Raw genomic sequence first — 13,202 nt, 5'->3', positions numbered from 1 at the left:
CAAAATGCCGTCGCGGATGACGGGAACCGTCGCGGCTGGGTGGGGGTGGTGGGTGAGTGGGGGTGAGTGAGTGGGGGGCTACCGCAACGCGTCGGCGATCCGCCGCCACTGGGCGCGCGGGACCGCACGCTGGTCTGCCTGCAGGACCTGCAGGCAGACGTGGTCGGCGCCCGCAGCCCGGTGCTGGTCGATCCGCGCGAGCACGTCCGACTCGTCTCCCCACGCGATGATCGCATCGAAGAGCCGGTCGCTGACGGAGTCCAGATCGTCGTCGGAGAACCCGAGGCGGCGTAAGTTGTTCGCGTAGTTCGGCATTGCCAGGTAGCCGCGCAGCCATGGGGTGCCGATCGAGCGAGCCTCGTCCCGATCGGCGGTCATCACCACCGTCTGTTCCGGCGCGAGCAGCGGACCGTCACCGAGGGCAGATCTGGCGACTGCGGTGTGCTCCGGTGTCACCAGGTACGGGTGCGCGCCACGGCTGCGTTCGGCCGACAGGGCCAGCATCTTCGGGCCGAGCGCCGCCAGCACCCGACTGTCTTCCGGGACCGGCTTCTCCGCGCCGTCGAGTCCGTCGAGGAAGGCCTTGGTTGTCGCCAACGGCTTTCGGTAGCGTCCGGCTTCCTGTGCGTCGATCAGGGGAGCGTGACTGATCCCGAGTCCGAGCAGGAATCGGGGACCGTACTCGGCCGTCAGTCGCGCGTGCGCCTCAGCCACATCGTGCGGCTCATGCATCCACATGTTGAGAATCCCGGTCGCGACCACGACATTCGACGTCGCACCGAGCAGATTGGCAACCGAGTCCAGCACCGGTCCGCCCACATCGGGGATCCACAGGGCAGTGAAGCCCAGTTCGTCCAGTTCCGATGCAGCGTCTGCGGCCTCGGCCGGATCTCCGTAGCGCAATGGCGAACTCCAGATACCTACCCCGTTGAGATTCACGTACCCGACCCTACTGGTCGATGGGGTCCGATCCCGGGCGGAATCACCATCGCCGATCGTGCGAAAGACTTGAAGATGAAGCCGACTTCAACTATATCTCGATAGGACTCAGATCACAGTCACTGATTCCTCCGCATTGCGTCACATCGATCACGGTGGATGGTCGCGACGCGCTCATCAACGAAAGTGGTGTCCCACGTGAGCTGTTCCCGGCCCGGTGCACGACCGCACCGTCGAGCCCTCGACCATGTGACGACTCGTGACGGAGTGTCGAGGTGACCCCGCCCCAGGAGCCTGGGCCGGCCGTGCCGCTCTTCGACGTCGCCGGGAAGTCTGTCGTCGTCACCGGCGGAACGCGCGGCATCGGGCTGATGATCGCGCGGGGCTTCCTGCAGGCAGGCGCGCGCGTGATCATCTCCTCCCGCAAGGCGCAAGCCTGCGAGCGGGCGCGCGACGCATTGTCCGACTCGGGCGATGTGTCGGCAGTGGCCGCCGATCTGTCCACCGCGGGCGGGGTGGAAACGTTGTCCCGGTTCGTGGCAGACGAATTCGATCGTGTCGACGTGCTCGTCAACAATGCGGGCGCCACCTGGGGAGCACCAGTCGACGAATTCCCACAATCGGGTTTCGACAAGATCCTCAATCTCAACATCACGTCCGTGTTCGAGGTGACGCAGGCACTACTGCCGATGCTCCGCGCCGCCGCTTCGGACGGTCCGGCGCGGGTGATCAACATCGGCTCCATCGACGGCATTGTCGTCTCCCACACCGACAACTTCTCCTACGGAGCGTCGAAGGCGGCCGTGCACATGCTCACCCGCAAGCTGGCGGCCACACTGGCGCCGGAGCAGATCACCGTCAACGCGATTGCGCCAGGACCGTTCCCGTCGAAGATGACGGCGTTCATGCTCGACGACCCGGACATGCGATCCCGGGTGGAAGCCGGAGTCCCACTCGGACGGGTCGGAACGCCCGACGACATCGCAGGTACGGCGATCTTCTTGTCGTCACGGGCCGGGGCCTACCTCACCGGCGTGGTCATACCCGTCGACGGAGGAATGAGCGGCACCCGATGACCGCATGAGTCGCACCGACTCGACCATCCCGACAACGACATCCGGACTCCGGCATCCCTACAACGACATCCGGAGAACAGCTTTCGCGAATCTGTCGGATAAGCCGACCCCAATTCGACCCTTGCAGACGGGAAACGCGTGACACAGACCAATGCAGAACCAGACGGGGCACGAATCGCAGGCTCGCCGACAGGCCGTCTTCACTCGCTCCGGGACCGCAAGCTCGATCACTATCCACTGCCTGCGGCCCGATACCGATACCTGGCCATCACGGTGCTGGCGACGGTCATCTTGTACTACCAGCTCTATATCCAGGGCGCCGTGGCGACAAAGATCATCACGTCGTTCGGCATGACCTTCACCCAGTTCGTCGTGGTGTCGATCGTCGGGAACCTCCTGGGCGCCTTCGCATCGCTGGCGGCCGGGCTGGCGGACCGATGGGGCCGCGCCAACCTGGTGGTCATCGGCCTGTTCATCACCGGCCTGCTGGTGCTGTTCGCGCTCCCGCATGCGCCGAACACCTTGTGGTACATCATCTTCTTCGCAGTCCTGAGCATTGTCGAGGGCATGATCCTGGTGGCTACACCTGCGTTGATCCGTGACTTCTCGCCACAGGTCGGACGTGCTCAGGCGATGGGTTTCTGGACGATGGGCCCCGTGCTCGGCAGCCTCGTCGTGACCATGGTGTCGAGCAATACACTCGACAACCACCCGGATTGGCGGTTCCAGTTCTATGTCTGCGGGATCGCGGGTCTGGTCGTCGCGGTCATCGCACTGGTCGGTCTCCGCGAATTGTCGCCAGGGCTTCGTGACCAACTGATGGTCAGTCTGAACGAACGGGCGCTGATCGAGGCGCGGGCCGGCGGTCTCGACACCGAGACCGCCCTGCACGGGCATTGGCGCCAGATGATGAGGTTCGACATCGTCGGACCTGCCATCGCGATCAGCCTGTTCCTCATGTTCTATTACATCGCGGTCGGGTTCTTCGTCGTCTACTTCGCCACCACATTCGGCTACTCGGAGGCTCGTGCCAACGCGTTGGCGAATTGGTACTGGATCGCCAACGCGATCGCCCTCATCGTCGCCGGTGTGGTCTCCGACAAGATCCGGGTCCGCAAGCCACTCATGGCCATCGGGACCGTGATCTCCGTGATCGGCACCGCGATCTTCGCGATGCTCAGCACCCGTCCCGATACGGGCTACTACACCTTCGCGCTGGTGCTCGTGGTCATCGCTGTGGGTGGCGGCATCGCCTACTGCGCATGGATGGCCAGTTTCACCGAGACCGTCGAGCGCCATAATCCGGCCGCAACCGCGACCGGTCTGGCGATCTGGGGGTGGACTGTCCGCATCACGGTGACGCTGGCACTCATCGTGCTGACATTCGTCGTGCCGGCCACCTCGACCCTGGTCGACCAGGGCACGCGCGTTTCCCACATCGTCGCCGAGTATCCCGAACAGGTCGCGACCGCGAGTGCTGTCGAGCCGGCGACCCTGAACGCGCTCGCCGCGAATCCGCGCGATGCGCGGGCCGGCATGGACGCCGTGGGGCAGTTGATTGGTGCGGGCCTCGCGGCGACCCCGCGGGAGGCAGCGGCTCGGCTGCAACAGTTGAGCACCGATCCGATTCCGCCGGGGGATCAGGCGTTCCTTGCCGACCATGCGGCCGATGTCGAGCAGGCGCAGTCGGACAACCCGGGTCAGTGGCAGATCTGGTGGTGGATCTGCGTCGTCGCCCAGATCCTGTTCGTGCCGTTCATCTTTGTGCTGAGCGGTCGATGGAATCCACGACGGGCCCGGGAGGACGCACGTGCCCACGAAACGATGATCCAACGCGAACTCGCGGAGCTGCACCACAACTGACCACGACGAGAGGTCACCGGAGGGTGTCGAGCAGCGCGGTCCGGAACTCCGGCGTCCCGACCGCACCCAGGTGGTTCCCAGGCACTCGGATCAGTGTGGCCGACAACTCTTTCGCGAGGACCTCGGGCCGGTGTGCGAGATCGTCGTCGACACCGGCGATGACCACGGCGACCTCGACGGAGATCTGTTCGAATGCGATCGCCTCGGTGTTCACCGCCTCGGCCTGCGCCGCCAACGCGAGCCGGTCGTTGTCGGATGCGTCGGCGAACAGCCGGAATCGGCGGGCGGCCGGGTCGGTCACGGACGTCGGGTCGTCGGCACGCAGGGCCTCGGCCAGGGCGCGCTGGTCGATCACCCGGGTGTCGACACCACCGAGGTCCACCACGCCGGCACCGACACCGCCGACGACGAGCCGACGAATCCGATTGTCCTGCACCGCGGTCAGCAACGCGACGATCGCACCCATCGAGTACCCCACCAGATCCACTGCGGCGATGTCCAGCGAGTCGAACAACTCCACGAGGTCCCACGCCATACGGCCCTCCCCATAACGGCCGGGATCGTGCGGTTTGTCCGATTCCCCATGCCCGCGCGCATCGATCACGATCACCTGACGACCCTGCGCGACAAGAGCATCCACCAACCCGGCTGCCATCCAGTTCTGTGCGCCACTTGACGCGAAGCCGTGCTGCAAGACGACCGGTGGTCGACCCGGACCGTTCCCGCCAGAAGAGTTGCCCGCAGGAGGGTCGCCGAACATGCGATAGGAGATGGCGACCCTGTCGCCGGCGATGAATCGATGCGCTGACGTGTTCACGCATCGCACCTTAGCGACGGTTCTCGGTGCGAACCATCGTCGGCATCGCCGCCCCTTCCGCCCGCGTAGTCTCGGATCATGATGCGCGCCGTCGTACTCGATGCTCCGGGACCGCCGGAATCCATGACCATCCGCTCGGTTCCGACGCCCACACCCACTGTCGGGTGGGTTCTCATACAGGTCAAGGCATTTGGCCTGAACCGTTCGGAATTGCATTTCCGGCGGGGAATGGGATCGTTCGGATCCTTCCCCCGCATTCCCGGGCTCGAGGCAGTGGGGGTGGTTGTCGAATGCCCCGGTGGCGAGTTTGCGCCCGACACTCAGGTGGCGGCGTTGATGGGCGGCATGGGCCGCACCATCGACGGCGGGTACGCGCAGTTCGCGTGCATTCCGGTGTCTTCGGTGGTGTCCTTCGCCAGCGACCTGCCGTGGGACGTGTTGGGCGCGGTGCCGGAGATGGTGCAGACCGCTCACGGCTCGCTCACGATCGGCGCCGGTGTTGCCGCAGGCGAGACGTTGCTCATCCGCGGGGGCACCTCATCGGTCGGCCTGGCCCTGGCCGTCCTGGCACGGCGCGCCGGTTGCGTGGTCGTGTCGACGACGCGCGACGACGCGCGGGTGGGCTTCCTCCGTGAGTTCGCCGATCACGTCGTCGTCGACGACGGCGCGATCAGCGAGGTGGTCCGCGAGATCGTGCCGGACGGAGTGCACGGAGCCGTCGAACTGGTCGGTGTCAACACACTCCCGGACACCCTGCGTGCCACGCGCGCCAAGGGGACCGTGTGCTTCACCGGTATGTTGTCCGACCAATGGACCATTGCCGAGTTCTATCCGATGGACTATCTGCCCAACGGAGTCCGACTGACCGCGTACTCGGGTGGATCCAGCGATCTGCCGCCGCGAGTCCTGCAGCAGTTTCTCGACGATGTCTCGGCCGGCAATGCCACTGTCCCGATCGGTCGGGTCTATCACTTCGACGAGATCGCCTCGGCGCATCGCGACATGGAAGACGGCACTCTCCTCGGCAAGGGCGTTGTGCTGACGGAATGACCGACAGACCTCAGTCGGTGAGGGATACCCGGGTGACCTCGGACAGTGCGCGGTCGTCGCGTGGTTGTTCGAAGACGACGCGGGCGGTGCGCCAGTTGGTCATCAGAGTGGCGATGGTGTTGCCGAACAACGGACCGCCGACGTCGGACCAGTTCATCGGCAGCGGGGGAGACCCCAGATGCCGGGCCCACGCGCGGGTCACGCGAGCGGCCCGCGGCGACCATGCATACTCCAGTACTGGCTTGACGTACCAGGGGACATGATTGTGAACGGGCGAGCACACCAGCTGATGAACTGCGGTCGCCGTCGTACCCGGGTGGTCGGCCCGCGCCACATAGCTGTGATGGACATCGCCGGAGAGCACGGAGACGGTGGCGGGCGCACGACCGGGCCGCGTGGCCACACCGATGATCAGGTCACTGAGCCTTCGGAACGATTCCATGAACGCGGGCCAATGTTCGAAATCGGTCGCCTGCCGGATCTTTTCGGCAAGCCGCCCGCGGAAGCCGCTCCGGTTGGCCGCGATCTCGTTGATCGTCTGCAGGTCACCGAGCGCAGGTGGTAACAGCCAGGGCAGCGACGACCCCAGGATCACGTGGTCGACGCGGTCGACACCGTCTGTCATCTGCTCCTCGAGCCAGGCGAACTCCCGATCACTCAACATCTTTCGAGAGCCCCCGGACAGGATTCGACCGTTGCGCGAGTCGATCATGACAAGTCTGGCCGTACCCAGATCCCACCGGTAACTGAACCGAAGACCCTTCTCTCCGTCGGCGTCGTCGTCGGCACGGTCGGCGAGATCGACCAGCAGCGGCCAGCAGTCGCCGGTGGAATCGACGACCTTTCGATAATCGTCGTCGGCGGCGAGTTCGGTGGGACTGAGATTGCCCAGATGCTGATACACCCAGTAGGACGCGAGTCCCGCCCGGATCCGGTCCCGCCACCACGGCACGGAGTTCATCGAGGCACGCCACGCAGCGGAGGTGTTCCAGTCGTCGCGGATGTCGTGGTCGTCGAAGATCATCGCGATGGGCACGGTGGACATGAGCCAGCGGATCTCCGGATCGCCCCACGTATGCCGATAGAGCCCCTCGTACTCGGTGAAGGTCACGACCTCGCCGGGTGGACGTTTGGTACGCACCGAGCCGCTGCGGCGGCCGGCCAGGTGACGCCGCGCCTCCGGCGTCAGCTCGTCGGCGTAGACCTGGTCGCCGAGCAGGATGACGACGTCGGGCAACGCCGACACGGGTTGCCCGGTCAGTCGTGTGGCGTAGCAGTCCAGTGCATCCACACCGAGCTTGTCGTCCAGGGCAGCATCGCCGGTCTTGGGGTAGCGACACGACCCGAAGACCACCCGAAGACTCCCGTCGCGGTCGGCTCCCCGCGTCCGGATGACGCTCGGTGGGTACCGGGACTCCGGAGGCGGCCACTCCTGTGTCCCGTCGACGTGGAGTCGGTACTCGGTGGTCGAGCCCGGCGTCAGGCCGTCGACCACGACCAGCGCGTAGTGGCAGCCCTCGACCTCGAACGTCGACGAGCGACAGCCCAGCACCTCGACGTCGGCGCGGTTGTCGGTCTGTACCCAGATGGTTGCGGTGGTCTCGCCTACGTGACGCAAGATCGGACCGAGAACGAGAGCCATCGGTACAGCCTAGGTGCGCGCTCGGCGGCTCACCGTGCGGACCCGCACCCGAACGGCCCCGACGTGCAGGTCAGGGTGCATGTGCCACGCTCCGGACGACAACGTCACAAAGCCCGTACTCGCGCGTAGGGAAACGATTCGCCACAATCATGCGAGGTGCGCCGCCGGCATCCAGCGCCGGCACGGAGCACACCGACCCCGTACTCGGGCGTAGCCGTCGAGACGGGCGCCGCGACCTCCGCGGCCGACACGTACGAATCGAAGAGATTGGAGTCGGTGATGTTCACACGCATTGCCATCGTGAACCGCGGCGAGTCCGCCATGCGACTCATCCATGCCGTCCGCGGCCTGTCCGCCGAGACCGGACAGCCGATCGAGGTCGTCGCGCTCTACACCGACGCGGACCGCAACGCGACATTTGTGCGTGAGGCCGACCTCGCCTACGACCTCGGGCCCGCCGCCACCCGGCCCTATCTGAACCTCGAGGTCCTCGAGCGCGCACTCCTCGCGACCGGTGTCGACGCGGCATGGGTCGGCTGGGGCTTCGTCGCGGAGGATCCACTCTTCGCCGAACTGTGCGAGCGCATCGGCGTCACATTCGTCGGGCCGTCGCCGGAGGCGATGCGCAAACTGGGCGACAAGATCGGCGCCAAGCTGATCGCCGAAGAGGTCGGCGTCCCGGTGGCGCCCTGGAGCCGTGGAGCCGTGGAGAGCATCGACGAGGCCGTGGCGGCGTCGGCCGAGATCGGTTACCCGTTGATGCTCAAGGCCACTGCGGGCGGTGGCGGCCGGGGTATCCGGGTCGTGACGAACGACGGCGATCTCCGCGAGGCCTACGAACGGACCCGCGATGAGGCGGCCCGAGCCTTCGGCAGCGGCGTCGTGTTCCTCGAACGCCTCGTCACCGGCGCCCGCCACGTCGAGGTGCAGGTGATCGCCGATGGTCAGGGCACCGCCTGGGCACTGGGCGTACGTGACTGCTCGGTCCAGCGACGAAATCAGAAGGTCATCGAGGAGTCCGCATCGCCGGTCCTCTCCGAGGCGCAGGTCGCCGAACTCAAGACGTCGGCCGAACGATTGGCCGTGGCGGTGGGCTACCGGGGCGCGGCCACCGTCGAGTTCCTCTATCACCCCGGCGAGCAACTGTTCGCGTTCCTCGAGGTCAACACTCGTCTGCAGGTCGAGCACCCCATCACCGAGGCGACCACCGGCTTCGATCTGGTCCGCGCTCAATTGCACGTGGCCTCGGGTGGACGTCTCGAAGGTGAACCACCGGTGGAACGCGGTCACGCGATCGAGGCCCGACTCAACGCCGAGGACCCCGACCGCGACTTCGCGCCGTCCCCCGGCCGCATCGCGCGCCTCGAACTGCCCGCCGGCCCGGGCATCCGTGTCGACACCGGCGTCAGCGAGGGCGACACCATTCCCGCCGACTTCGACTCGATGATCGCCAAGATCATCGCCTACGGCCGCGACCGCGACGAGGCGCTCGGCCGTCTGCGCCGGGCGATGGTCCAGACGCGGGTGATCATCGAAGGCGGCGCAACCAACAAGAGCTTCGTCCTCGAGTTGCTCAACCAGCCCGAGGTCATCGACGGCAGTGCCGACACCGGCTGGATCGATCGAGTGCGCGAGGAGGGTCGACTCGTCGCCCATCGTCACTCGGCGGTCGCGCTGGCCGCTGCGGCCATCGACGCCTATGAAGAGGGCGAGTCGGTGGAGCGCCATCGGCTGCTGTCCACCGCGTCGGGTGGTCGGCCACAGGTGCAGCACGACAGCGGTCGTCCGCTCGATCTGAAACTGCGCGGGATCGGTTACCGTGTCCGCGTCGCACGCATCGGCGCGCACCGTTTCCGCATCGGCATCGAAGCCGGTGACCACACGCGCACCGCCGACGTCGACCTCGAACGCTTCGACGAGCACACCGCTCAGATCGTCCTCAACGGCGTCCGCTACCGACTGGTGACCGACACCCACGGACCGATCCACCTCGTCGACGTCGACGGGGTGACTCATCGGGTCAGTCGCGACGAAGGTGGCGTCGTGCGCTCACCGGCCCCTGCACTGGTCGTCGCCACTCCGCTGGAGGTGGGCGCCGAGGTCGAGGCAGGCGCACCCGTGCTGGTGCTGGAGAGCATGAAGATGGAGACGGTGCTGCGTGCGCCGGTCCGGAGTCGGTTGAAGGAGAGCCTGGTGTCGGTCGGCACCCAGGTGGAGACCGGTGTGCCGTTGCTACGCCTGGAACCGCTCAGCGACGACGACGAGGCGGAGACACCCGACGACGCGACCGACGGCGTCGACATCGAACTGCCCGACGAGCCCGTCGACGTGTCACCGCAGGAGCGCACCGGCCGCAGCCTCGAGGATCTGCGCAGCCTGCTGCTCGGGTACGACGTCGACCCACACGACCGCACCCGACTGCTCGACGACTACCTCGCAACCCGCCGCGTGGCGATCGAGAGCGGTCGTCGCCCGCTGGCCGACGAACTCGAACTGATCACCGTGTTCGCCGATCTTGCCAAGCTGAGTCAGAACCGGCCGTCGGGGGAGGCCATCGGCGACGAGCGCGTGCACAGCTCACGCGAGAGTTTCCACACCTATCTGCAGAGCCTCGACGTCGAGCGCGACGGTCTGCCGGAGGCGTTCCACGCACAACTCGGACGGGCACTCGCCCATTACGGTGTGACCGATCTCGATCGCACCCCCGAACTCGAGGCCGCGGTCTTCCGGATCTTCCTGGCCTTGCAGAACCCCGGCGACTCGGTCACCGTGCTCACCACCCTGCTGCGCGAGTGGCTCGGGGAACCGACCCCGCGCGAGGAGCTGAGGGATTCCGTCGGCACCGCACTCGATCGGCTTGTGGCTGCCACTCAGGTGCGCTTCCCGGTCATCGCCGATCTCGCGCGTGGGCTCATCTACGCGTGGTACGGCCAGGAGTTGCTGCGCCGCAATCGCGCACGGGTCTACGACAACGTCCGCGATCATCTGCGCTATCTCGACGACAACCCCGATGCCACGGACCGCGCCGAACGAATCTCGGAGATGGTCCGCAGCACCGAGCCACTGGTCCGGCTCCTCGCGCAGCAGGTGATCCACGGCAAGGCCGACAACACCGTGATGCTCGAGGTCCTGACCCGCCGCTACTACGGGAACAAGGGACTGACCGATGTGCGGATCCAGCAGGCGGGCGGCGCCCGTTTCGTGGTCGCAGTGCGGGAGGGCGCGAAGCTGGCGTCGGCGGCGGTGAGCTTCGACAATCTGGGACCTGCGCTGGCCGGTCTGGCCGAACTGGCCCGCGACACCCCGTCCATCGATGCCGACATCTACCTGAGCTGGGAACAACAACCCGAGGATTTCGATGCGATGGCGTCGGCTCTGCACGAGGTCATCGCGTCGACCCCGATGCCCAGCCAGGTACACCGCATCACCACCACGGTTGCCGGCAGTGGTGATGCGCTGATGCATCACCACTTCACCTTCCGGCCGTCCGCGACCGGTATGGCAGAAGAGCGTCTGATCCGTGGGCTGCATCCCCACATTGCGCAGCGCATGCAGATGGAGCGACTGCACAAATTCGATCTCACCCGACTGAGCTCCTCGGACGACGAGGAGGTCTACCTCTTCCGGTGCGTCGCCCGCGACAACCCGTCCGACGACCGGCTCATCGCATTCGCACAGGTGCGCGACCTCACTGCGGTACGCGAACACGACGGCCGACTCCTGGCTCTGCCGACCGCCGAGACAATCCTGGCATCGTGTGTCGACTCGATCCGACGGGCGCAACGCCCGTCGGGCCGGACCGCCGACACCAACCGCATCATCATGTACATCTGGCCGCCGATGGACGTCACCGCCGAGGAACTCGCAGCGATCGCCGGATACATCCGTGCCATCGCTGCCGGCGTCGGTCTCGAGGAGGTCCAGCTGATCGCGCGTCGACGCGACCATGACACCGGGATCCTGTCGAAGGTCGCCGTGCGATTCTCGATCAACGCCACGGGTGGCTTCGACGTCAGCGTCGGCGAGCCTTCCGACGACCCGATCGAACCCGTCGACGGGTACCGCCAGAAAGTGTTGCGCGCGGCGAAGCGCAACACCGTCTATCCGTACGAGCTCGCCGGCCTGCTCGGCGAGTTCTCCGAGTACGACCTGAATGCCGAGCAGGTACTGGTGCCCGTCGATCGTCCGAAGGGCAGTAACACGGCCGCCATGGTGGTCGGCGTGGTCACCACACCGACCGACAAGTATCCGCAGGGCGTGACCCGCGTGGTGTTGCTCGGAGATCCGACGAAATCACTTGGTGCGCTGTCGGAGCCGGAATGCAGTCGGGTGATCGGAGCGCTGGACCTCGCCGAGCGGATGCAGGTTCCGGTCGAGTGGTTTGCGCTGTCGTCGGGTGCCCGGATCTCCATGGACTCGGGAACCGAGAACATGGACTGGGTGGCGCGCGCACTCAAGCGCGTCGTCGAGTTCACCCAGGCCGGCGGCGAGATCAACATCGTCGTGGCCGGTATCAACGTCGGTGCGCAGCCGTACTGGAACGCCGAGGCCACGATGCTGATGCACACCAAGGGCATTCTGGTGATGACCCCGGATTCGGCAATGGTGCTCACCGGCAAGCAGTCGCTCGACTTCTCCGGGGGCGTGTCGGCCGAGGACAATTTCGGCATCGGCGGATACGACCGGGTGATGGGTCCCAACGGACAGGCACAGTACTGGGTGCCGAACCTGGGTGCGGCCAAGGATCTGCTGATGAGCCACTACGACCACACCTATGTCGTACCCGGCGAACAGACGCCGCGGCGGTCACTGACCAGCGACCCGGCCGATCGGGACATCTCCGACTACCCGCACGTTCTTGCGGGCAGCGACTTCACCACCGTCGGACACATCTTCTCGGCCGAGACCAACCCGGATCGCAAGAAGCCCTTCGACATTCGGACGGTGATGCGCGCACTGGCCGACCAGGACCACGTGGTGCTCGAACGCTGGGCGGGTATGGCCGACGCCGAGACCGCCGTGGTCTGCGACGTCCACCTCGGCGGTATCCCGGTGTGCCTGCTCGGGATCGAGTCGCGGGAGGTGCAGCGACGCGGCTACAAGCCGACCGACGGCCCGGACACCTACACCGCGGGCACGCTGTTCCCGCAGTCGTCGAAGAAGGCCGCGCGGGCGATCAACGTTGCCAGCGGCAACCGGCCGCTGGTGGTGCTCGCCAACCTGTCCGGTTTCGACGGTTCTCCCGAGTCGCTGCGAAAGCTGCAGCTGGAATACGGCGCGGAGATCGGTCGCGCGATCGTGAACTTCCAAGGGCCCATTGTGTTCTGCGTGATCTCGCGGTACCACGGCGGCGCCTTCGTGGTGTTCTCCAAGGCGCTGAACCCGAACATGACCGTGCTGGCCATCGAAGGCTCGTACGCGTCGGTACTCGGTGGCGCCCCGGCCGCGGCGGTGGTGTTCGCCGGCGAGGTGGGCAAACGCACCTCTGCCGACTCCCGCATTCGCGAACTCGAGATGCGTGTGGCAGACGCCACCGGCACCGACCGCTCGACGTTGAGTGCCGAGCTCGCGGAGATGCGGCAGTCGGTCCGGGCCGAGAAGATCGGTGAGGTCGCCGCCGAGTTCGACGCCGTCCACAGCATCGCGCGTGCGGTCGAGGTCGGCTCCGTCGACGCGGTGATCCGTGCCGCCGAGCTGCGTCCCCAGATCATCGGGGCGATCGAGGCGAGTGCCGCGTGGTCGGGACAGGGTGCCCAGGTGGGCGTTTCGTAGACCAAGCCTTTGTGGACAGATGCCACGTTCCGGTAGACGGAGC

7 protein-coding genes are annotated in these 13,202 nt (G+C 66.4%); 4 read left to right on the top strand and 3 right to left on the bottom strand.

The genetic code is table 11. The annotated features are described in order from the left end of the window. Nucleotides 1-78: 78 nt before the first annotated feature. Nucleotides 79-939, bottom strand: coding sequence for an LLM class F420-dependent oxidoreductase (locus tag IDF66_RS21620; RefSeq protein ID WP_190268562.1), 861 nt, complete (start codon nt 937-939; stop codon nt 79-81). Between the two features lie 275 nt (nt 940-1,214). Here IDF66_RS21620 and IDF66_RS21615 point away from each other — a divergent pair, with 275 nt between their 5' ends. Further along, nucleotides 1,215-2,015: an SDR family oxidoreductase gene (locus IDF66_RS21615; RefSeq protein WP_190268561.1), complete on the top strand. Its 801-nt coding sequence runs from the start codon at nt 1,215-1,217 to the stop codon at nt 2,013-2,015. Nucleotides 2,016-2,153: 138 nt separating this feature from the next. Then, nucleotides 2,154-3,878 (top strand): MFS transporter, encoded by a 1,725-nt coding sequence (locus tag IDF66_RS21610; protein WP_317628803.1) that lies wholly within the window; start codon nt 2,154-2,156, stop codon nt 3,876-3,878. A 13-nt stretch (nt 3,879-3,891) separates the two neighbouring features. On the opposite strand, the gene IDF66_RS21605 is transcribed toward IDF66_RS21610, so the two are convergent. Further along, nucleotides 3,892-4,695, bottom strand: coding sequence for an alpha/beta fold hydrolase (locus IDF66_RS21605; RefSeq protein ID WP_317628802.1), 804 nt, complete (start codon nt 4,693-4,695; stop codon nt 3,892-3,894). 78 nt (nt 4,696-4,773) lie between these two features. On the opposite strand from IDF66_RS21605, the gene IDF66_RS21600 reads away from it, so the two are divergent. Next, nucleotides 4,774-5,745 (top strand): zinc-binding dehydrogenase, encoded by a 972-nt coding sequence (locus IDF66_RS21600; RefSeq protein WP_317628801.1) that lies wholly within the window; start codon nt 4,774-4,776, stop codon nt 5,743-5,745. Nucleotides 5,746-5,755: 10 nt separating this feature from the next. On the opposite strand, the gene IDF66_RS21595 is transcribed toward IDF66_RS21600, so the two are convergent. Further along, on the bottom strand, nt 5,756-7,387 hold the full coding sequence (locus IDF66_RS21595) for an alkaline phosphatase D family protein (protein WP_190268560.1): 1,632 nt from the start codon (nt 7,385-7,387) through the stop codon (nt 5,756-5,758). A 279-nt stretch (nt 7,388-7,666) separates the two neighbouring features. On the opposite strand from IDF66_RS21595, the gene IDF66_RS21590 reads away from it, so the two are divergent. Then, a complete protein-coding gene (locus tag IDF66_RS21590) occupies nt 7,667-13,159 on the top strand; it encodes an ATP-binding protein (RefSeq protein ID WP_190268559.1) in 5,493 nt (1,830 codons plus the stop codon). Nucleotides 13,160-13,202: the final 43 nt, after the last annotated feature.

The sequence above is a fragment of the Gordonia hankookensis genome, from assembly GCF_014673215.1.
GTDB classification, from domain to species: Bacteria; Actinomycetota; Actinomycetes; order Mycobacteriales; family Mycobacteriaceae; genus Gordonia; species Gordonia hankookensis.
Note: the sequence above shows the minus strand (reverse complement) of the source record. Positions and strands in the feature narration are given on the sequence as shown.

Bases quoted from the DNA above. Each gene is read 5' to 3' on its own strand.
- IDF66_RS21600 (WP_317628801.1), top strand. From the start codon at position 4,774: ATGATGCGCGCCGTCGTACTCGATGCTCCGGGACCGCCGGAATCCATG.
- IDF66_RS21595 (WP_190268560.1), bottom strand. From the start codon at position 7,387: ATGGCTCTCGTTCTCGGTCCGATCTTGCGTCACGTAGGCGAGACCACC.
- IDF66_RS21590 (WP_190268559.1), top strand. From the start codon at position 7,667: ATGTTCACACGCATTGCCATCGTGAACCGCGGCGAGTCCGCCATGCGA.